At 63.6% G+C, this 20381-nt stretch carries 22 protein-coding genes; 9 read left to right on the plus strand and 13 right to left on the minus strand.

Features of this window, described 5'->3' with window-relative positions; genetic code table 11:
• Positions 1–98: 98 nt before the first annotated feature.
• The 5 genes from SB756_RS22115 to def are packed head-to-tail and all read right to left on the minus strand — an operon-like array spanning position 99 to position 4628.
• Entirely contained in the window at positions 99–413 is a 315-nt protein-coding gene (locus tag SB756_RS22115; protein WP_341797184.1) for a tetratricopeptide repeat protein, read from the minus strand.
• 11 nt (positions 414–424) lie between these two features.
• On the minus strand, positions 425–1798 hold the full coding sequence (trkA, locus tag SB756_RS22120; RefSeq protein WP_063422582.1) for a Trk system potassium transporter TrkA: 1374 nt from the start codon (positions 1796–1798) through the stop codon (positions 425–427).
• 23 nt (positions 1799–1821) lie between these two features.
• Entirely contained in the window at positions 1822–3132 is a 1311-nt protein-coding gene (gene rsmB / locus SB756_RS22125; protein ID WP_016497367.1) for a 16S rRNA (cytosine(967)-C(5))-methyltransferase RsmB, read from the minus strand.
• Positions 3129–4061, minus strand: a complete 933-nt coding sequence (fmt, locus tag SB756_RS22130; RefSeq protein WP_341797186.1) for a methionyl-tRNA formyltransferase — start codon at positions 4059–4061, stop codon at positions 3129–3131. Before fmt ends, rsmB begins: the two co-directional genes overlap by 4 nt.
• A 60-nt stretch (positions 4062–4121) precedes the next feature.
• A complete protein-coding gene (gene def, locus SB756_RS22135) occupies positions 4122–4628 on the minus strand; it encodes a peptide deformylase (RefSeq protein WP_016497369.1) in 507 nt (168 codons plus the stop codon).
• Positions 4629–4834: 206 nt separating this feature from the next.
• Here def and dprA point away from each other — a divergent pair, with 206 nt between their 5' ends.
• The 3 genes from dprA (at position 4835) to SB756_RS22150 (ending at position 7241) form a co-directional block, all read left to right on the plus strand.
• Entirely contained in the window at positions 4835–5932 is a 1098-nt protein-coding gene (dprA, locus tag SB756_RS22140) for a DNA-processing protein DprA (protein ID WP_016497370.1), read from the plus strand.
• 42 nt (positions 5933–5974) lie between these two features.
• Positions 5975–6532, plus strand: coding sequence for an L-threonylcarbamoyladenylate synthase (locus SB756_RS22145; RefSeq protein ID WP_011953122.1), 558 nt, complete (start codon positions 5975–5977; stop codon positions 6530–6532).
• A gap of 400 nt (positions 6533–6932) precedes the next feature.
• Positions 6933–7241 carry a hypothetical protein gene (locus SB756_RS22150; protein WP_341797187.1) on the plus strand — a complete coding sequence of 103 codons (309 nt, stop codon included), beginning with the start codon at positions 6933–6935 and terminating at the stop codon, positions 7239–7241.
• A gap of 131 nt (positions 7242–7372) precedes the next feature.
• On the opposite strand, the gene SB756_RS22155 is transcribed toward SB756_RS22150, so the two are convergent.
• On the minus strand, positions 7373–8350 hold the full coding sequence (locus SB756_RS22155) for an NADPH:quinone reductase (RefSeq protein WP_410911858.1): 978 nt from the start codon (positions 8348–8350) through the stop codon (positions 7373–7375).
• 134 nt (positions 8351–8484) lie between these two features.
• On the opposite strand from SB756_RS22155, the gene hemF reads away from it, so the two are divergent.
• On the plus strand, positions 8485–9396 hold the full coding sequence (gene hemF, locus SB756_RS22160) for an oxygen-dependent coproporphyrinogen oxidase (protein WP_341797188.1): 912 nt from the start codon (positions 8485–8487) through the stop codon (positions 9394–9396).
• Positions 9397–9421: 25 nt separating this feature from the next.
• Positions 9422–10246 carry a shikimate dehydrogenase gene (aroE, locus tag SB756_RS22165; protein ID WP_410911860.1) on the plus strand — a complete coding sequence of 275 codons (825 nt, stop codon included), beginning with the start codon at positions 9422–9424 and terminating at the stop codon, positions 10244–10246.
• 130 nt (positions 10247–10376) lie between these two features.
• Here aroE and SB756_RS22170 read toward each other — a convergent pair whose 3' ends face one another.
• The 3 genes from SB756_RS22170 to betC form a co-directional block, all read right to left on the minus strand.
• A complete protein-coding gene (locus SB756_RS22170; protein ID WP_410911861.1) occupies positions 10377–11942 on the minus strand; it encodes a SulP family inorganic anion transporter in 1566 nt (521 codons plus the stop codon).
• 126 nt (positions 11943–12068) lie between these two features.
• Positions 12069–12992 carry a choline ABC transporter substrate-binding protein gene (choX, locus tag SB756_RS22175; protein ID WP_410911863.1) on the minus strand — a complete coding sequence of 308 codons (924 nt, stop codon included), beginning with the start codon at positions 12990–12992 and terminating at the stop codon, positions 12069–12071.
• A gap of 14 nt (positions 12993–13006) precedes the next feature.
• On the minus strand, positions 13007–14524 hold the full coding sequence (gene betC, locus SB756_RS22180) for a choline-sulfatase (RefSeq protein WP_410911865.1): 1518 nt from the start codon (positions 14522–14524) through the stop codon (positions 13007–13009).
• 108 nt (positions 14525–14632) lie between these two features.
• Between betC and SB756_RS22185 the strand changes: the two genes are divergently transcribed.
• Positions 14633–15532, plus strand: coding sequence for a choline sulfate utilization transcriptional regulator (locus SB756_RS22185; protein ID WP_410911867.1), 900 nt, complete (start codon positions 14633–14635; stop codon positions 15530–15532).
• Between the two features lie 45 nt (positions 15533–15577).
• On the opposite strand, the gene SB756_RS22190 is transcribed toward SB756_RS22185, so the two are convergent.
• Positions 15578–16132, minus strand: a complete 555-nt coding sequence (locus tag SB756_RS22190) for an NAD(P)-dependent oxidoreductase (protein ID WP_410911868.1) — start codon at positions 16130–16132, stop codon at positions 15578–15580.
• Positions 16133–16184: 52 nt separating this feature from the next.
• Here SB756_RS22190 and SB756_RS22195 point away from each other — a divergent pair, with 52 nt between their 5' ends.
• The gene (locus SB756_RS22195; RefSeq protein ID WP_016497382.1) at positions 16185–16517 is read left to right on the plus strand and encodes a DOPA 4,5-dioxygenase family protein; all 333 of its coding nucleotides are present in this window, start codon (positions 16185–16187) and stop codon (positions 16515–16517) included.
• Between the two features lie 111 nt (positions 16518–16628).
• Here SB756_RS22195 and trpA read toward each other — a convergent pair whose 3' ends face one another.
• Together trpA and trpB are read right to left on the minus strand one after the other, a co-directional pair.
• Entirely contained in the window at positions 16629–17438 is an 810-nt protein-coding gene (trpA, locus tag SB756_RS22200; protein WP_410911870.1) for a tryptophan synthase subunit alpha, read from the minus strand.
• Positions 17435–18652: a tryptophan synthase subunit beta gene (gene trpB, locus SB756_RS22205; protein WP_016497384.1), complete on the minus strand. Its 1218-nt coding sequence runs from the start codon at positions 18650–18652 to the stop codon at positions 17435–17437. Before trpB ends, trpA begins: the two co-directional genes overlap by 4 nt.
• Positions 18653–18762: 110 nt before the next feature.
• On the opposite strand from trpB, the gene SB756_RS22210 reads away from it, so the two are divergent.
• Positions 18763–19659 carry a LysR family transcriptional regulator gene (locus tag SB756_RS22210; protein WP_016497385.1) on the plus strand — a complete coding sequence of 299 codons (897 nt, stop codon included), beginning with the start codon at positions 18763–18765 and terminating at the stop codon, positions 19657–19659.
• On the opposite strand, the gene SB756_RS22215 is transcribed toward SB756_RS22210, so the two are convergent.
• Complete coding sequence (locus SB756_RS22215; protein WP_016497386.1) at positions 19656–19979, minus strand: YqjD family protein; 324 nt, start codon at positions 19977–19979, stop codon at positions 19656–19658. The two genes, SB756_RS22210 and SB756_RS22215, sit on opposite strands and share 4 nt — an antisense overlap.
• Before the next feature lie 149 nt (positions 19980–20128).
• On the opposite strand from SB756_RS22215, the gene SB756_RS22220 reads away from it, so the two are divergent.
• Positions 20129–20344 (plus strand): dodecin, encoded by a 216-nt coding sequence (locus SB756_RS22220; RefSeq protein ID WP_410911872.1) that lies wholly within the window; start codon positions 20129–20131, stop codon positions 20342–20344.
• Positions 20345–20381: the final 37 nt, after the last annotated feature.

Below are 20381 nucleotides of genomic sequence, written 5' to 3' on the forward strand. Positions count from 1 at the left end.
CTGCTGTAGCAGGGACCCTGTGGGAGCGGGTTTACCCGCGAATGCAATGTTGGCTTCACCGACGCATTCGCGGTGAACCCGCTCCCACAGGGACCGCGTCAACCTGCTGTTTTATTGAGTTTCTTCAGGAACACAGTCATCTCTTTCTCGGCCTGCTTGTCCCCATGGGCCTGTGCCGCCACGATCCCGTCTTCCCAGGCCTTGCGCGCCGCTGCCAGGTCACCCTGCAATTGATGCGCCTTGCCCAGCAGCTTCCACGCCGCGGAATACTTGGGATCCTGCTCCACACACCGTGCCAGGTGCACCGCCGCTTCAGCGCCGTTGCCTTCATCCAGCCAGGCCTTGCCCAAGCCAAACCTCAGCAGCGGGTTATCCACACCCTTGGCCAGCATCTTCTCCAGCGATTCGCGCATGCCTTCTTCTCCTAGAAGAAACTCAAGCCGACGTGGAACAGCTTCTCCACATCCCGGATTTGTTTTTTATCCACAACGAACAGGATCACATGGTCCCCCGATTCGATCACGGTGGCGTCGTGGGCGATCATCACTTCTTCGTCGCGGATGATGGCGCCGATGGTGGTACCCGGTGGCAGGGCGATGTCTTCGATGGCCTTGCCCACAACCTTGCTCGACTTCGAATCCCCGTGCGCCACCGCCTCGATGGCCTCGGCCGCACCACGGCGCAGCGAGTGCACGCTGACAATGTCGCCCCGGCGCACGTGCGCAAGCAGGGTGCCGATGGTGGCCAGCTGCGGGCTGATGGCGATGTCGATATCACCGCCCTGCACCAGGTCGACATAGGCCGGGTTGTTGATGATGGTCATTACCTTGCCCGCGCCCAGGCGCTTGGCCAGCAGCGACGACATGATGTTGGCTTCGTCATCGTTGGTCAGGGCCAGGAAAATGTCGGCGTCGGCGATGTTCTCTTCGAGCATCAGGTCCTTGTCCGAGGCGCTGCCCTGCAGCACCACAGTGCTTTCCAGGGTATCGGAGAGGTGCCGGCAGCGGGCCGGGTTCATCTCGATGATCTTCACCTGGTAGCGGCTCTCAATGGCTTCGGCCAGGCGCTCGCCGATCTGCCCACCGCCGGCGATGACGATGCGCTTGTTGGTCTCGTCGATGCGGCGCAGCTCGCCCATCACGGCGCGGATGTCCTTCTTGGCAGCGATGAAGAACACTTCGTCGTCAGCCTCGATCACGGTGTCGCCACGCGGGGTGATCGGCCGGTCGCGGCGGAAGATGGCCGCCACGCGGGTGTCGACGTTGGGCATGTGCGCGCGGATCTGGCGCAGTTGCTGGCCGACCAGCGGGCCGCCGTAGTAGGCCTTCACCGCTACCAGCTGGGCCTTGCCTTCGGCGAAGTCGATCACCTGCAGCGAGCCTGGGTGCTCGATCAGGCGCTTGATGTAGTTGGTCACCACCTGCTCTGGGCTGATCAGCACATCCACCGGGATATGGTCGTTGTGAAACAGCTCTTCCCGGGTGAGGTAAGCCGACTCGCGCACCCGGGCGATCTTGGTCGGGGTGTGGAACAGCGAATAGGCCACCTGGCAGGCGACCATGTTGGTTTCGTCGCTGTTGGTCACTGCCACCAGCATGTCGGCGTCATCGGCACCGGCCTGACGCAGCACCGTCGGCAGCGAGCCACGGCCCTGCACGGTGCGGATGTCCAGGCGGTCACCGAGGTCGCGCAGGCGCTCGCCATCGGTGTCGACCACGGTGATGTCGTTCGCTTCGCTGGCCAAATGCTCTGCCAGCGTACCGCCTACCTGCCCTGCGCCGAGGATGATGATCTTCATCCGCTACTCCCTACCGTTTGTACTTATCCGCGAGAGGCGGCGATCTTGATCAGCTTGGCATAGTAGAAGCCGTCGTGGCCGCCTTCCTGGGCCAGCAACTGGCGGCCGTGGGGCTGGCGCAGGCCGGCCTCGGTGGCCAGGTCCAGCTCACGGGCGCCCGGGGTGCGGGCAAGGAAGGCGCCTACCACTTCGGTGTTCTCGGTCGGCAGGCTGGAGCAGGTGGCGTACAGCAGCATGCCGCCTACTTCCAGGGTCGGCCACAGTGCGTCAAGCAGCTCGCCTTGCAGCGCTGCCAGTGCCGGGATGTCGTCGGCCTGGCGGGTCAGCTTGATGTCCGGGTGGCGGCGGATCACGCCGGTGGCCGAACACGGCGCGTCGAGCAGGATTCGCTGGAACGGCTTGCCGTCCCACCAGCTGGCGGTGTCGCGGGCATCGCAGGCGATCAGCTCGGCGTCCAGTTGCAGGCGGTCGAGGTTCTCGCGCACGCGGGTCAGGCGCTTGGCTTCGAGGTCGATGGCCACCATCTGCGCCAGGCCGGCTTCGGCCTCCAGCAAGTGGCAGGTTTTGCCACCCGGGGCGCAACAGGCGTCCAGCACGCGCTGGCCAGGGGCCAGTTCGAGCAGGTCGGCGGACAGCTGCGCGGCTTCGTCCTGCACGCTCACCCAGCCCTCGGCGAAGCCTGGCAGGCCGCGCACGTCGCAGGCCTCGGCCAGCACGATGCCGTCGCGGCTGTACTGGCAGGCGCTGGCGCCAATGCCCGCTTCGGCCAGCAGTGCCAGGTAGGCATCGCGGCTGTGGTGACGGCGGTTGACCCGCAGAATCATCGGCGGGTGGGCGTTGTTGGCGGCGCAAATGGCTTCCCACTGCTCCGGCCAGAAGGCTTTCAGCGCCTTCTGCAGCCAGCGCGGGTGGGCGGTGCGTACCACTGGGTCGCGCTCCATGCCGGCGAGCAGTTCTTCGCCTTCGCGCTGGGCGCGGCGCAGCACGGCATTGAGCAGGCCCTTGGCCCACGGCTTTTTCAGCTTGTCGGCACAGCCCACGGTTTCGCCGATGGCGGCGTGGGCCGGAATGCGGGTGTAGAACAACTGGTACAGGCCGACCAGCAGCAGCGCCTGCACATCGGCGTCGGCGGCCTTGAAAGGCTTTTGCAGCAGTTGCGCGGCCAGCAGGTCGAGGCGCGGCTGCCAGCGTGCGGTGCCGAAAGCCAGGTCCTGGGTCAGGCCACGGTCGCGTTCATCAACCTTGTCCAGTTGTGCCGGCAGAGAGCTGTTCAGCGAGGCCTTGCCACTGAGCACAGCGGCAAGGGCACGGGCGGCGGCGAGACGTGGGTTCATTGGCCCAGCACCTTGCCGACGGCGAACTTCTCGCGGCGGCTGTTGAACAGGTCGCTGAAGTTAAGCGCCTTGCCGCCGGGCAATTGCAGGCGGGTCAGGCTCAGCGCCTGGTCACCGCAGGCAACGACCAGGCCGTCCTTGCTGGCGGACAGGATTTCGCCCGGGGCGCCCTTGCCTGTGGACAAGTTGGCGCCCAGCACCTTCACGCTTTCGCCATCGAGGGTGCTGTGGCACACCGGCCACGGGTTGAAGGCGCGGATCAGGCGCTCCAGCTCAACGGCCGGGCGGCTCCAGTCGATGCGCGCCTCGTCCTTGTTCAGCTTGTGTGCGTAGGTGGCCAGGGCATCGTCCTGCACTTCACCGTGCAGCGACCCGTCGGCCAGGCCGGCGATGGCCTGTACCACGGCGGGCGGGCCCATTTCGGCCAGGCGGTCGTGCAAGGTGCCGCCGGTGTCATCGGCGCTGATCGGGGTGACCACCTTTAGCAGCATTGGGCCGGTGTCCAGGCCAGCTTCCATGCGCATCACGGTTACGCCGCTCTCGGCGTCGCCGGCTTCCACGGCGCGCTGGATCGGCGCCGCACCGCGCCAGCGTGGCAGCAGGGAGGCGTGGCTGTTGATGCAGCCCAGGCGCGGGATATCCAGCACTGCCTGCGGCAGGATCAGGCCGTAAGCGACCACCACCATCAGGTCCGGCTTCAGCGCGGCCAGTTCGGCCTGTGCATCGGCGTTGCGCAGAGTCTGCGGCTGGAACACCGGGATGTCATGGGCGACGGCCAGTGCCTTGACCGCACTTGGCATCAGCTTCTGGCCACGGCCGGCCGGGCGGTCGGGCTGGGTGTAGACGGCCACGATCTCGTAAGGGCTGTCGAGCAGGGCCTTGAGGTGTTCGGCGGCAAACTCTGGAGTGCCTGCAAAGACGATGCGCATGGAGTTCTCGCTTCAAAATAGAAAAAGGCTTGCCGGAGCAAGCCTTCAGGAAGGTGGGGATCAGGCTTGCTGGCGGTGCTGCTTTTCCAGCTTCTTCTTGATCCGGTCGCGCTTGAGCTGCGACAGGTAGTCAACGAACAGCTTGCCGTTGAGGTGATCGAATTCGTGCTGCACGCACACCGCCAGCAGGCCTTCGCATTCCAGCTCGTAAGGCTTGCCGTCGCGGTCCTGGGCTTTGACCCGTACACGGAGCGGGCGGTCGACGTTCTCGTAGAAGCCGGGCACCGACAGGCAGCCTTCCTGGTACTGGCCCATGTCGTGGGTCAGTTCTTCGACCGTAGGGTTGATGAAGACGCGCGGCTCGCTGCGGTCTTCGCTGAGGTCCATGACCACGACCTGCAGGTGCACGTTGACCTGGGTGGCGGCCAAGCCGATACCAGGGGCTTCGTACATGGTTTCAAACATGTCGTCGATCAGCTGACGCAGGGCGTCGTCGAACTCCGTCACCGGTTTGGCGATAGTGCGCAGGCGCGGGTCCGGGAATTCGAGAATGTTCAAGATGGCCATAAGGTCAGGCAGTCACTGTGCGTTCGGTTGAAAACTGAGCACACATAATAAAGGGAAACGGGGATTTCGGCACCTGGCAAGCTCGTCTAGGGTGTCTATGGGCTTTATAGCCCCCAGCCAATGGACAGGTTTTCAAAGTGTTACTCACAGAGTTATCCACAGGTTGTGCCACGTAGATGGCCCTGTTTCGATCAAGGACGATCCCCATGCCCAGTTACCATTCGTCGCTCTGCCCGCCTGCCGAACTGGAGGCTCGATTACGCCTGCATCGCTTGCCCGAGACAGGATTGCGACGTTTTCGCACCTTGCTGGATGCGTTCGGCAGCGCCTCTAGTGCGCTTAGCGCTCCCGGTTCGGCCTGGCGAGCGTTGGGCATCCCCCAAGCCACCATCGATGCCCGGCGCAGTGCCGAGGTACGCGAGGGCGCGCTCGCCGCAATGGCCTGGTTAGAGCGCCCCGGCCAGCATTTGCTGATGTGGGACGGCCCTGGCTACCCTGCCTTGCTGGCAGAAATCGACGATGCCCCGCCGCTGCTTTTCGTTGCCGGCGACCGGGCCTTGCTCGACCGCCCTCAGCTGGCGATTGTGGGCAGCAGACGTGCCACACCCCCGGCGCTCGACACCGCCCGGGCATTTTCCCGCTACCTTGCGCAGGCTGGTTTCACCATTACCAGCGGGCTTGCGGTGGGTGTCGACGGTGCCGCTCATCGGGCCGCGTTGCAGGCCGGTGGGTGCACGATTGCCGTGCTCGGTACGGGGCTGCAAAAACTTTATCCACAGCGCCATCAAGAGCTTGCGCAGGCGATGATCGACAACGGCAGTGCGCTGGTTTCCGAGTATCCGCTGGACGCCGGGCCACTGCCCGGCAACTTCCCACGGCGCAACCGCATCATCAGCGGCTTGTCGCTGGGCGTGCTGGTGGTCGAGGCCAGCTTGGCCAGTGGCTCGCTCATCACTGCGCGCCTGGCGGCCGAGCAAGGCCGCGAGGTGTATGCCATTCCGGGTTCCATTCACCACCCGGGGGCCAAGGGCTGCCACCAGCTGATCCGTGATGGGGCGCTGCTGGTGGAAAGTGTGGAGCAGATCCTGGAAAGCCTGAAGGGTTGGCAGAACCTGCCGCCTGCAGTTGTGGACAGGTTCGACCATCCCCTGCTTGCCCTGCTGCATGCAGCGCCTCAAACCAGCGAAAGCCTCGCACACTGCAGCGAGCTGCCGCTGGCCGAAGTGTTGGCGCAGCTGACCGAGCTGGAGCTGGAAGGCCGGGTCAGCAATGAAGCCGGGCGTTGGTTTGCCCGCGCGGGCTAAGTACACTGCGCACAAGCAAGGTATTCAGGCGGAGTAACAGCAATGGTGAGCAGTTTTCGTGTGCAACAAGCCGCACGTGAGATCCGGGCGGGCGCAGTAATCGCCTACCCGACGGAAGCGGTCTGGGGCCTGGGCTGCGACCCATGGAACGAGGACGCGGTGTATCGCCTGCTGGCGCTGAAGTCGCGGCCTGTGGATAAAGGGCTGATTCTGATCGCTGACAACATCCGCCAGTTCGACTTTCTGTTCGAGGACTTCCCCGAAGACTGGATCGACCGCATGGGCAGCACGTGGCCGGGGCCGAATACCTGGCTGGTGCCGCACCAGGACCTGCTGCCCGAGTGGGTGACGGGGCAGCATGACACTGTGGCGCTGCGCGTCAGTGACCACCCGGTGGTGCGTGAACTGTGCGCGCTGGTGGGGCCGCTGATTTCCACCTCGTGCAACCCCGGCGGGCGCCCGGCGGCGAAGACCCGGTTGCGGGTGGAGCAGTACTTCCACGGCCAGCTGGACCTGGTGCTTGGCGGCGCGCTGGGGGGGCGGAAGAACCCGAGTGTGATTCGCAACCTGGCAACCGGCGAGGTTGTGCGCCCGGGCTGATACCGCTGGCGAGGGCTTCGCCCTCGATCGCAGGCAAGCCAGCTCCCACAAGTACTGGACATGGCTTGCCGGCGATTTGGCCGCCAACCCCTGCAGATTTTTCTGATTTTGTCTCGAATGGTTGTCCGGTTTGAGGATTGGGAAATATCCTACGACCCGCGTCCCCTGCCATCACCTGTTCAGTAGGAACCAGTGTCTTTAGGCTCTATCCGTCGCCGAATAACTTGGCGATCGGGTGTGGTAGCCCGGATGCATTTTTTCCATGACAGTCTATGGCGGCTGTGCGTGGGAGGCTTTCGAGCCTGCCTGGATTGGAAAATGCCCGGGTCTACCACCTCGCGTACAGTCGCCACCCATTCACGTGGTAGTGAGGGTTGGCGGCCTTGAGGAGCATTTTCCAATGATGAAGAAAATAGTCCCCGATCCACCCCTCCCATGCACCTCCACCCGCCCCTTCGGCCGCTGCGATGCCGGCCACGATCCACTCTTCACCGTCAACCCAAACATTTCTGCCGAGGATGCTCTGGTCCACGTAGCCCTGTACCTGCGCAGCGCCTACGAAACCGGCTACAAAGCCCTGGACTACATGCGCGAAGAGGGCCGTGGCATGTTCTGGTCGAACCTGCATGCGATTGAAATGGCGGAGGGTGTGATTGAGGCGATACTCGATGGCATCGAGTCGACACCGCAGCCGCAGAAGAAGGTGTGAGGGCTGACAGGTGCCTGCCTTGAGGGTTTCAGCGCCTGTGAAATCGAGCGCCGCCCGCGCGGCGCTCGATCTGCGCAACACCACAAAAACCAAGGCAAGCACCTGTCCGCCCTAACGCGGTCTCCTACCAATCAAGGCAACAAAACAGTCGACCCCACAGTCCGCCGCGCCGACAGCTCCGCCTGTGCCTTGGCCGCTTCGCTCAATGGATACCGCTGCTGGATATCCACAACCAGCTTGCCACTCGCAATCATCGAAAACAGGTCATCGGCCATGGCCTGGGTGTTCTCGGCATTATTGGCATAGGTCGCCAACGTCGGCCGGGTGACGTACAACGAGCCCTTCTGCGCCAGGATCCCCAGGTTCACCCCGCTCACCGCGCCCGAGGCATTGCCAAAGCTCACCATCAACCCGCGTGGCTGCAGGCAGTCCAGCGAGGTGAGCCAGGTATCGGCGCCTACGCCGTCATACACCACCGGGCATTTCTTGCCGTCGGTCAGTTCCAGTACACGTTTGGCCACATCTTCGTGGCTGTAGTCGATGGTTTCCCATGCCCCCAGCGCCTTGGCCCGCTCGGCCTTCTCGGCAGAACTCACGGTACCGATCAGTTTGGCGCCCAGGGCCTTGGCCCACTGGCAGGCCAGCGAACCGACGCCACCCGCTGCCGCGTGGAACAGGATCACATCGCCCGCCTTCACTTCATAGGTCTGCTTCAACAGGTACTGAACGGTCAAACCCTTGAGCATCACCGCTGCGGCCTGCTCGAAGCTGATGTTGTCGGGCAGCTTGACCAGGTTGGCCTCCGGCAGCGTATGCACCTCGCTGTACGCACCCAGCGGGCCACCGGCATGGGCCACGCGGTCACCCACCTTCAGGCGGGTCACTCCCTCGCCCACGGCCTCGACCACCCCGGCCGCCTCGGTACCCAGGCCAGAAGGCAGGGACGGCGGGGCATACAGCCCGCTGCGAAAGTACGTGTCGATGAAGTTCAGGCCGATGGCGTGGTTACGCACGCGCACCTGCTGCGGCCCGGGCGGGGTGGGTTCGAATTCCACAAACTGCAGCACTTCCGGGCCGCCATGCTGGCTGAACTGGATACGCTTGGCCATCTCGCACTCCTGTAGTCGGGATCGGGAAAAGGCCTTCTATCGGACGCCTTTGCTTGATCGCCGTCAACTGCGGCGCGTGCGCTGGCGGTGGTATGCTACGCGCGAATTCTTCCCTGCCCGCTCCTGGTGACCCGATGACTAGCCGCACCGAGGCCGTGAAAGCCTACCTGCTCGACCTGCAAGATCGCATCTGCTATGCCCTCGAAACAGAAGACGGCGGTGCCCGCTTCGTCGAGGATGCCTGGGTGCGCGAAGCCGGTGGCGGGGGTCGCACGCGGGTGATCGGCGACGGCAAGGTAATCGAGAAAGGCGGGGTCAACTTCTCCCATGTGTTTGGTGCCGGCCTGCCACCCTCGGCCAGCGCCCACCGCCCCGAACTGGCGGGCCGTGGCTTCGAGGCCCTGGGTGTGTCGCTGGTGATCCACCCGCACAACCCGCATGTGCCCACTTCCCACGCCAATGTGCGGTTCTTCATCGCCGAGAAGGAAGGTGAAGAGGCCGTATGGTGGTTCGGCGGCGGCTTCGACCTGACGCCGTACTATGGCAACGAAGAAGACTGCATCCACTGGCACCGCGTGGCTGAACAGGCCTGCGCACCGTTCGGCGCCGACGTGTACCCACGCTACAAAGCTTGGTGCGACCGCTACTTCCACCTCAAGCACCGTGGCGAGCCACGCGGCATCGGCGGCCTGTTCTTCGACGACCTGAACGAGTGGGACTTCGACACCTGCTTCGCTTTCATCCGCGCCATCGGCGATGCTTTCGTCAACGCCTACCTGCCGATCGTCCAGCGCCGCAAGGACACGCCCTACACCCCGCAGCAGCGCGAGTTCCAGGAATATCGCCGCGGCCGCTATGTGGAGTTCAACCTGGTTTACGACCGTGGCACCCTGTTCGGCCTGCAGTCCGGTGGCCGCACCGAGTCCATCCTCATGTCGCTGCCGCCTCAGGTGCGTTGGGGCTACGACTGGAAGGCCGCACCCGGTAGCGAAGAAGCGCGCCTGACCGAGTACTTCCTGCAGGACCGCGACTGGCTTGGCCAGTAAGCTTGTGGATAAACAAGGAGCCGTCATGGACCAGTACGTCGTTTTTGGTAACCCCATCGGCCACAGCAAGTCGCCGCTGATCCACCGCCTGTTTGCCGAGCAGACCGGGCAGAACCTGGAATACGCCACCCTGCTGGCGCCGCTGGACGAGTTCAGCGATTGCGCGCGCGGCTTCTTCAAGCAAGGCAGCGGCGGCAACGTCACCGTGCCGTTCAAGGAAGAGGCCTACCGCCTGTGCGACAGCCTCACCCCGCGTGCCCAGCGCGCTGGTGCAGTGAACACGCTGAGCAAGCTGGCTGATGGCACCTTGCAGGGCGACAACACCGATGGCGCTGGCCTGGTGCGCGACCTGACGGTGAATGCCGGGGTCGAGCTGGCGGGCAAACGCATTCTCATCCTCGGTGCCGGTGGCGCCGTGCGGGGCGTGCTGGAGCCTATTCTGGCGCACAAGCCGCAGTCGCTTGTGGTTGCCAACCGCACTGTGGAAAAAGCCGAGCAGCTGGCGCGTGAGTTCGATGAGCTGGGGCCTGTGGTGGCCAGCGGGTTTGCCTGGTTGCAGGAGCCGGTGGATGTGATCATCAACGCCACCTCGGCGAGCCTGGCCGGGGAAATGCCGCCGATTGCCGACAGCCTGGTCGAGGCGGGGCGCACGGTTTGCTACGACATGATGTATGGCAAGGCGCCGACGCCTTTTTGCGCGTGGGCTACCCAGCTGGGGGCTGCGAAAGTACTGGACGGGTTGGGGATGCTGGCTGAGCAGGCGGCTGAAGCCTTCTTTATCTGGCGTGGGGTGCGGCCTGATACCGCGCCAGTGTTGGCTGAGCTGCGCCGGCAGCTGGCTCGGGGCTGAAATTGTCGGGGCCGCTTTGCGGCCCATTCGCGGCACAAGGCCGCTCCCACAAAGTACGGCGTACGCCGATCCCCTGTAGGAGCGGCCTTGTGCCGCGAATGGGCTGCGCAGCAGCCCCAGGATCTCAGCCTCACTCCTCAAACCGGATCGGGCACAACTCCACCCCTTCCAGCTTCTGCAATTCCTCGATCACCTGCGGCCTGGCCCGGTGCAGGGTCAAACTCCCGCCCAATCGCCGCAACCGCCGCGCCTCGCGGTGCAACATATCCACACCCGAATAATCGATAAAATTCACCTGCCGCGCGTCAATCACCACATGTGGCCCCTGGCAGCGCTGCAAGCGCACCTGCAGGTAATGCGCCGCACCAAAGAAAATCGACCCACCCACCCGTAACACATCCGCGTCTCCTTCACGGCTTTGCTGTACCCGTGGCCGTGACGTGCGCTTGAGGTAAAAGAACAGCGAAGCCAGCACACCGGCATAGATCGCCGTCTGCAGCTCCAGCAGCAAGGTGGCCGCCGCCGTCAGCGCCATCACCAGAAACTCCGAGCGGCTGACCCGAAACAGCGCGCGAATCCCCCGATGGTCCACCAGCCCCCAGCAGATCAGCAGAATGCTGCCGGCCATGGCCGGTATCGGCACGTGTGCGATCAGGCCGGCGCCGGTAACGGCAAAAAACGCCACCCACAGCGCCGAAAATACTCCGGCCATGGGCGAGCGGGCACCTGCCTCATAACTCAGCCCGGAACGGGTGAAGGAACCGGCAGACAAGTAACCAGAGAAAAATGCACCGGCAATGTTCGACAGGCCCTGTGCGCGTATTTCCTGGTCTGGGTCGATCAGTTGTTCTGAACGTGCCGATAACGAGCGGGCAATCGACAGGCTGGTAACCAACCCCAGCATGCCTACCGCAACGGCGCTGGGCAGCAGACGCAACATGAGCTCCACGTCTAGCAAAGGCAGCGGGCTGAAGGGCGGGAGTTGCCCGGTGAATGCCGCAACGCGCGGCACATGGCCAAAGTAGCCCGGCAACAGCCAGGCCAGCAGGCTGACCAGCACCAGACTTATCAACAGGCTCGGCCAGCGTGGGCGCCAGAGCTTGAAGGCCACGCCGATCACTACGGTGGCCAGGCCCAACAGCAAGGAAGGCAGGTCGACCTCCCCTGCATGGCTGGCCAGGTCCTGTACGGTTTTCAGTGCCGTAGCCTGGCTGGGCAGGTTCATGCCCAGCAGGTTGGGCAATTGGCCCAGGGCAATGACGATCGCAGCCCCCAGCGTGAAACCGAGCACCACGGAATGCGAGACGAAGTTGACCAGCGCGCCAAAGCGCAAGAGCCCGAGCAGCAGCTGGAAGATGCCGCCGAGGAAGGTCAGCAGCAGCACCAGGGTGATGTAATCGGCGCTGCCGGCCACGGCCAGCGGGCTGATGCTGGCGTAGAGCACGATGGAAATGGCAGCGGTGGGGCCGCAGATCAGGTGCCAGGACGAGCCCCACAGGCAGGCGATCAGCACCGGCACGATGGCGGCGTACAGGCCGTATTCGGCGGGCAAGCCGGCGATCAGCGCGTAGGCGATGGATTGTGGCAGGGCGAGGATGGCACCGCTCAGGCCGACCAGCAGGTCCTGGCGCAGGCTGCGGCCCGATTGGCGCGGGAGCCAGGTGAGGAAGGGCAGCAGGTGAATGATGCGATGCATGAGATATTCACATTTCCAAAGGTCCACTGTCCCCTGTGGGAGCGGGTTTACCCGCGAATGCGTCGGTACATGCAATGCAGCATTCGCGGGTGAACCCGCTCCCACAGGGGCGCGTCGTGTCTGAAACTACAGTTTGGCTTTGACGGCCTCCAGGGCATTGCCATCGGCCTTGGTAGTCACCCCAGCCAACCACCCTTCCAGCACCTCGGGATACGTTTTCACCCAAGCCCTGGCAGCGTCATCGAAGCTGATCTTCTTATCCACAACCTCGGCCATGATGGCGTTTTCCATGTCCAGGGTAAATTTCAGGTTACCCAACAGCTTCGCCGCATTCGGGCAGGCTTGTGGATAACCCTTTCGGGTCAGCGTGTACACCTCGCCCTTGCTGCCGAACCACTTTTCCCCGCCAGTCAGGTAATGCATTTTCAGCTTCACGTTCATCGGGTGCGGGGTCCAGCCAAGGAAGGTGATGAACTGCTGTTTCTTCACCGCCCGGTCGACCTGGGCCAGCATCGCCTGCTCGCTGGACTCCACCAGTTTCCACTGACCGAGGTTGAATTCATTCTTGTCGATGATTGCCTTCAGCGACAGGTTGGCCGGTGCACCGGAGCCGATACCGTACAGCTTCTTGTCGAACTGGTCGGCATGCTTCTGCAGGTCGGCAAAGTCCTTCACCCCGGCATTCCACACGTAGTCGGGCACCGCCAGGGTGAACTCGGTTCCTTCCAGGTTACGTGACAGTTGCTGCACATCGCCGTTGGCGATGAACTTGTCATGAAAGCCTTGATGCGCCGGCATCCAGTTGCCCAGAAAGGCGTCGACACGGCGGTCCTTCAAGCCGCCGTAGATGATCGGCACGGCTAGGCTGTCGATCTTCACCTTGTAGCCCAGGCTTTCCAGTAACAGACGGGCCACGGCATTGGTCGAGGCGATATCGCTCCAGCCGGGGTCGGCCATTCTTACGGTACTGCATTGCGCGTCGCTGTCGGCGGCGTGGGCCGTGGCGGTGCCCAGGGCCAGGGCGAACACGGCGGCGGAGAACTTGTGCATGGCGGCCTCTCTTTTCAATCCAGGGGTGCGGGCTGTGGATAACGTGCCTTGCGCTCGAGGTCGTCGAGATCGATGTGGTTGCGCATGTACTGTTGGCTGGCGTCCACCAGCGGTTGGTGGTCCCAGCTTTTCAGCGTGCCGATGGCCAGCGCCTGCGCCACCAAGCGGCGGCGCCGCTGGCTGGCGAGTACCTGCTGGCGCAGGCTGGGTATATCCCAACGCTGTCGTGCTTCATCGGCAAATGCCTGCAGCAGCGCCTGGTGGTCCGGGCTGCCGGCGAGGTTCTCCCGCTCGTGCGGGTCGCGGCTCAGGTCATAGAGTAGCCATGGGTCGTCTTCGCTGTACACGAACTTGTAAGGCCCACGGCGGATCATCATCAGCGGGCCGACCGTGCCTTCGGCCATGTATTCGCCGATCACTTCATCGTGGCCGCCCTGCCCTTGCAGGTGGCCAAGCAGCGAGCGGCCGTCCAGGTGCAGGTTTTTATCCACAGCGCCGCCGGCCAGTTCTACCAAGGTTGGCAGCAGGTCACAGGTCGATACCGAGGCACTGACCCGAGCCGCCGCAAAGTGCTTGGGCGCATGGATCAGCAGCGGTACCCGCGCCGACATCTCGAACCAGTGCATCTTGTACCAGAGGCCACGCTCGCCAAGCATGTCGCCGTGGTCGCCGGAGAACACGATCAGGGTGTCGTCGGCCAGGTTGCACTCCTCCAGGGTTTGCAGCAGCTGGCCGATGTTGTCGTCGATGTAGCTGCAGGCGCCGAAGTAGGCGCGGCGGGCGTCGCGGATCTTGTCCACAGGCAGCGGCTTGTTCCACAGGTCGTAAACCTTGAGCAGGCGTTGCGAGTGGGGGTCGAGTTCTGCCTGGTTGAACTCGGCGCGTGGCATGGGGATATCCACACCCTCGTAGCGGTCCCAATAGCGCTTGGGGATGGTGTACGGGTCGTGCGGGTGCGTCATCGAAACGGTCAGGCAGAATGGCCGGCCATCGTTTTCGCGCACATGGTCGTACAGGTACTGGCGCGCCTTGAACACCACCTCCTCGTCGAAATCCAGCTGGTTGGTACGCACGCACGGGCCGGCCTGCAGTACCGAAGACATGTTGTGATACCAGCTCGGGCGCACATCCGGTTCGTCCCAGTTCACCGCCCAGCCGTAGTCGGCCGGGTAGATGTCGCTGGTCAGGCGCTCTTCGTAACCGTGCAGCTGGTCCGGGCCGCAGAAGTGCATCTTGCCAGACAGCGCCGTGCGGTAGCCCAGGCGGCGCAGGTAGTGGGCATAGGTCGGCACATCGGCGGGGAAATCGGCGGCATTGTCGTAGGCGCCGATGCGGCTGGGCAGTTGGCCGCTGACCAGGGTGAAGCGTGACGGCGCGCACAGCGGGCTGTTGCAGTAGGCCGAGTCGAACACCACCGCCTGCTCGGCCAGGCGGCTCAGGTGCGGCATCTGGATGGGCGAAGGGGCGTAGATCGGTAGCAAGGGTGCGGCCATCTGGTCGGCCATGATGAACAGGATATTCGGGCGCGTCATGGTGGCTTCCATCGTTGAGGGTTATGCGATTCACTTGCCTTCCAAGATGCGACTGCGGATAACATGGGTAAAGCCCATGGTGGGCAATGACTGGGATTAGCTGAGCTTATGTTTGAGCACCTTGCCGAGCTGTCGTTGGATACCTTGCGTGTGTTCGAAGCTGCGGCACGCCTGCGGGGGTTTACTGCGGCGGCGCTGGAGCTGGGCACGACACAGCCGGCAGTGAGCCAACAAGTGAAACGCCTGGAAGCCCAGCTGGGCACGCGCCTGTTTGACCGTATTTATCGGGGCATCGAGCTCACCGAGGCCGGCCAGCTGTTGTTTGAACAGGTACACCAGGGCCTGCAAGCCATGGATGACGGCATTTCCCAGGCCAGCGGGCGTGGCCAGCGAGAAGTGCTGCAGGTGGCCACCGACTTTGCCTTTGCGGCCTTCTGGCTGATGCCAAGGCTGCAACGCTTTCACGAGGCTTATCCACAGGTGGATGTGAGCCTGGTGACCGGCGAACGCAGCCAGGGGATGTTGCGCCCGGACATCGATGTGGCGGTGCTGTTTGGCGATGGGCGCTTTCACCAGGGTGAAAGCCGCTGGCTGTTCGATGAAGAAGTTTTCCCGGTGTGCAGCCCCCGCCTGACGGATGGCAAACCCTTGTCAGCCGTGGCTTTGCAACGTTTGCCCTTGCTGCATTTGAAGGGCGAGCAGGCCAGCCGCTGGTTTGACTGGGCGGGGGTTTTCCGCGGGTTTGGCGTGGCCAGCCCACCGCCTGCGGGGCAATTGCGGTTCGACAACTATACGTTGCTGATTCAGGCAGCGATTGCAGGGCAAGGGGTGGCGATTGGCTGGGGGCACCTGGTGGATGGGTTGGTGGAGCAAGGGTTGCTGTGCCGGCCGCTGGAGGGGAGTTTGCGCTCGCAGCGCGGGTACTACGCGGTGCTGCCGCCGCGCAAGCGGCGTGGGGCGCTGATCGAGCGGTTTGTGGGTTGGCTAGAGGATGAGCGCAGCCTTTGAGATTTTGGGGCCGCTTTGCGGCCCATCGCCGGCAGCCCCGGCGATCTAGACCACGAAGTTCAGATGCTCGCCCCGGTGCAGGTCCAGTTCCAGCATATCCGCCATCCCCGCCGCCACACGTGCCCACCCCTCATCGGGCAAAGCCTGCGGCGTATTGATCAAGGTCCAGTGCAAAGCACTGCGCTGCAACACATCAACCACTTGGTCCACACATTCGCGCTCTGCCTGGCTGTACTTGGCCGGCTCATCCAGCACAGCGAAATCGCCCACCAGCAACAGCCGGCGTATAGTCGTACGCTCAAGCCCCGCCACCAGCGCCTCGCTCAGCCGTGCTTGCCCCGGCAGGTCGCCTGGGGCCAGCGCCGACAACAGGGCAATCACCGCCGAGCCCCCTGCCGCGCTTTGCTCTGCCTGGTCGGCATCGTCCAGCCCGCCTATCTTGAAGTGCAGGCCCGGGCGTGCGGTGTGGCGGTTCAGGTCATCGACCACGGCGGTGACTTCGTGCTGGCGCGACAGCAGCTCGGCCATCAGGGCATTGCCCAGGCTGCTTTCAGGCCCGAACAAGACCAGTTTGTACACTGGGGTTTCGGCGTTTTTCACTGCATCACTCCCTTTGCAGGTGGTGATGGTTGGACCGCAATCAGGAGTTATCGTGCAGAGGATCAAGGGTTACCACGCCCACGTTTATTACGACGCAGCGACCATGGAGCAGGCCCGGGAGCTGTGCGAGGAGGCGGCGCGGCTGTTTCCCGTGACCATGGGGCGCATGCATCAGAAGCCGGTTGGGCCACACCCGGACTGGAGTTGCCAGCTGGCGTTCGGGCCTGAAGTGGTAGGGGTGGTTTTGCCTTGGTTGGCGCTGTACCGCAAGGGCCTGGTGGTATTCATGCACCCGGAAACCGGGGATGAACTGGCGGACCACCGGGATCATGCGATCTGGATGGGGGCCGTGCGGCCATTGAAGCTGTCGATATTTGGTGGGTAGATTTGTATTGCCTATGCCGGCCTCTTCGCGGCACAAGGCCGCTCCTACAAGGAGATCGCAATACCCTGTAGGAGCGGCCTTGTGCCGCGAACGAGGGCGGAGCCCTCGCAATCAATTGCGAGCTGAGCGCACCCCTTCTGCCAGTGCCGAGCACAGGCTGAGTACATCATTTACTGCCTGATCGGCACTTTTAGCCTGGGCAATCTTGTCGACCAGCGCGGAGCCCACCACCACACCATCCGCCAGGCGGGCAATGTTCGCAGCCTGCTCCGGGGTACGAATGCCGAAACCGACGCTGATCGGCAGTTTGGTATGCCGGCGCAGGCGGGCAATGGCCTCGGTCACGTGCTCGGTGGTCGCCGAGCCGGCACCGGTCACACCGGCCACCGACACGTAGTACACGAACCCGGAGCTGCGCTCCAGCACGCGCGGCAGGCGCGCATCGTCGGTGGTCGGGGTGGTCAGGCGGATGAAGTCGATGCCTGCAGCCTGGGCCGGGGTGGCCAGTTCGGCGTCGTGCTCTGGCGGCAGGTCGACGATGATCAGGCCATCGACGCCCGCTGCTTTTGCTTCAGCCACGAACGCGTCGACGCCAAAGCGGTGGATCGGGTTGTAGTAGCCCATCAGCACGATTGGCGTAGTGTGGTTATCCACACGGAACTCGCGAACCATCTGCAGGGTTTTGGCCAAGGTCTGGCCAGCTTCCAGGGCGCGCAGGGTGGCCAGCTGGATGGCCACGCCATCGGCCATCGGGTCGGTGAACGGCATGCCCAGTTCGATCACGTCGGCACCGGCTGCCGGCAGCCCTTTGAGGATCTGCAGCGAGGCGTCGTAGCCCGGGTCGCCTGCGGTGACGAAGGTGACCAGTGCCGATCGGCCTTCGGCCTTCAGTTCGTCGAAGCGTTTTTCAAGACGGCTCATGCCTGTTTCTCCTGGGCGGCCATGTGGTTCATGACGGTTTGCATGTCTTTGTCGCCGCGGCCCGACAGGCACACGACCATCAGGTGATCCTTTGGCAGCTTCGGTGCGCGCTTGATCGCTTCGGCCAGGGCGTGGGAGCTTTCCAGCGCCGGGATGATGCCTTCCAGACGGCAGCTGGCGTGAAACGCATCCAGCGCTTCGTCATCGGTAATGCTGACGTACTCGACGCGCTTCACTTCGTGCAGGTAGGCGTGCTCCGGGCCGATGCCCGGGTAGTCGAGGCCTGCGGAAATCGAGTGGGCGTCGGTGATCTGGCCGTCTGCATCTTGCAGCAGGTAGGTGCGGTTGCCGTGCAGTACGCCGGGTACGCCGCCGTTCAGGCTGGCAGCGTGCTTGTCGGTGTGCACGCCGTGGCCACCGGCTTCGACGCCGATGATCTGTACGCTTGGCTCTTCGAGAAACTCATGGAACAGGCCCATGGCGTTGGAACCACCACCGACGCAGGCAACCAGGCTGTCTGGCAGGCGGCCTTCCTTCTCTTGCAGCTGAGCGCGGGTTTCCTTGCCGATGATCGACTGGAAGTCGCGGACCATGGCCGGGTACGGGTGTGGGCCAGCGACAGTGCCGATCAGGTAGAAGGTGTCTTCGACGTTGGTGACCCAGTCGCGCAGGGCTTCGTTCATGGCGTCTTTCAGGGTGCCGGTACCGGCGGTAACCGGGACGATTTCGGCGCCCAGCAGCTTCATGCGGAACACGTTCGCCTGCTGGCGCTCGATGTCGGTGGCGCCCATGTAGATCACGCACGGCAGGCCGAAGCGGGCAGCGACGGTGGCGGTGGCCACGCCGTGCATGCCGGCGCCGGTTTCGGCAATCAAACGCTTCTTGCCCATGCGCTTGGCCAGCAGCACCTGGCCGATGCAGTTGTTTACTTTATGCGCGCCGGTGTGGTTCAGCTCTTCACGCTTGAAGAAGATCTTCGCACCGCCACAGTGCTCGGTCAGGCGCTCAGCGAAGTACAGCGGGTTGGGGCGGCCGATGTAGTCGCGCTGGAAGTAAGCCAGCTCTTCGAGGAACTTGGGGTCTGCCTTGGCCGCTTCGTACTCGCGGGCCAGGTCCAGCACCAGTGGCATGAGGGTTTCGGCCACGTAGCGGCCGCCGAACGAGCCGAACAGGCCATTGGCGTCGGGGCCGGGGCGGTATTGGGACTGGGTCATGGGGCGCTCCAGGGCGTAATGAATGAGTGATGGGCTTTACTCTAACCACGGCAAGCCCGGCTGAAAACCGATAAGATTGCGCAAACTTGTCAGAAAAACTCACAGGTAAAATGGCCCACGATCTCCCTCCCCTGAATGCCCTGCGCGCCTTCGAGGCTACCGCCAGGCTCAACAGCGTTAGCCAGGCGGCTGAAGCGCTGCATGTTACTCATGGCGCTGTCAGTCGGCAGATCAAGGTGCTTGAGGAGCACCTGGGGGTGGCGCTTTTCGTCAAGGACGGGCGTGGCATCAAACTCACAGATGCCGGTGTGCGTCTGCGCGATGCCAGCGGTGAGGCCTTCGACCGGTTGCGCAGCGTGTGTACAGAACTCAGCCGCGATGTCAGCGAGGCGCCGTTTGTGCTCGGCTGCTCGGGGAGCCTGCTAGCGCGTTGGTTTATCCCCAGGCTTGGTCGCCTGAAGGCGGATTTGCCTGAGTTGCGCCTGCACTTGTCCGCAGGTGAAGGTGACCTCGACCCCCGTCGTCCAGGGCTCGATGCATTGCTGGTATACGCTGAACCCCCATGGCCGGCGGACATGCAGGTGCATGTGCTGGCTGAGGAGCGCATCGGGCCGGTGCTTAGCCCGCATTTTGCCGGCTTCGATCGCTTGCGCGACGCGCCCGCCAAAGCCCTGCTGGAGGAGGCCCTGTTGCATACCACCTCACGGCCACAAGCATGGCCGACATGGGCTGGGCAACAGGGACTGGACCCGGCCGGGTTGCAGTACGGCCAGGCGTTCGAGCATTTGTACTATTTGCTGGAGGCTGCGGTTGCAGGCCTTGGGGTGGCCATCGCGCCACAGCCACTGGTGGCTGATGACTTGAGGGCCGGGCGCCTCAGCGCGCCGTGGGGCTTTTCACCTACCCGGGCAGCGCTGGCCTTGTGGGTGCCGCGGCGCGCCGCAGATGGGCGCGCCGAGCAGTTGGCGCAGTGGCTGCGCCGCGAATTGGAACGCCAGGCGGGTTAGTTGCGACGGGTCAGCAGATAGGCCGCCAGCAGGCCGAGGGCGCCAAGCGCCACGCCAGCCGTTGTCACCGGGTGCTCCTGTGCATAATCACGGGTGGCGATGCCGGTCTGGCGGGTGCGGGTTTTCACTTCCTCGTAAGCATCGCTGAGCAGGCTACGCGAGTGTTTCAGCGCACTTTCGGCGTTGCTGCGGATTGCCTTCACCGACTTCTGGGACTCTTCCGACGCGTCATGCTTGAGGTTTTCCAGGCTTTTCAGAAGGCTTTCGATCTCCGCTTCCATGCTTTCCAGGGATGTTTTACGCAGCGAGTTGCGGTGCATGTTGACTCTCCTTTGCAGTATGGGCTGTAAGGTTGCGACCCTTGGCCCGCGCGAAAGTGCGATCGAACTTTCACCTTGGCGGATGGCTCGCAGGTAAACCAGGCCTACCCTGCTAGGCTGAATTTCACCGTTATCCAAGGAGCGTGAACATGACTGACCATCGCACGTACAAGAAGATCGAGCTGGTGGGATCCTCGCCAACCAGCATCGAAGACGCGATCAACAATGCCCTGGCCGAAGCCGGCAAGAGCATCAAGCACCTGGAATGGTTTGAAGTGGTCGATACCCGCGGGCATATTGAAGGCAACAAGGCCGCGCATTTTCAGGTCACGCTGAAGGTGGGCTTTCGTATCGCCAATAGCTGAACCACTGCCGGGCTGGATGATCCCGGCTTAATAGAGT

Source organism: Pseudomonas sp. SIMBA_068 (genome assembly GCF_046534705.1).
Taxonomy (GTDB): domain Bacteria; phylum Pseudomonadota; class Gammaproteobacteria; order Pseudomonadales; family Pseudomonadaceae; genus Aquipseudomonas; species Aquipseudomonas putida.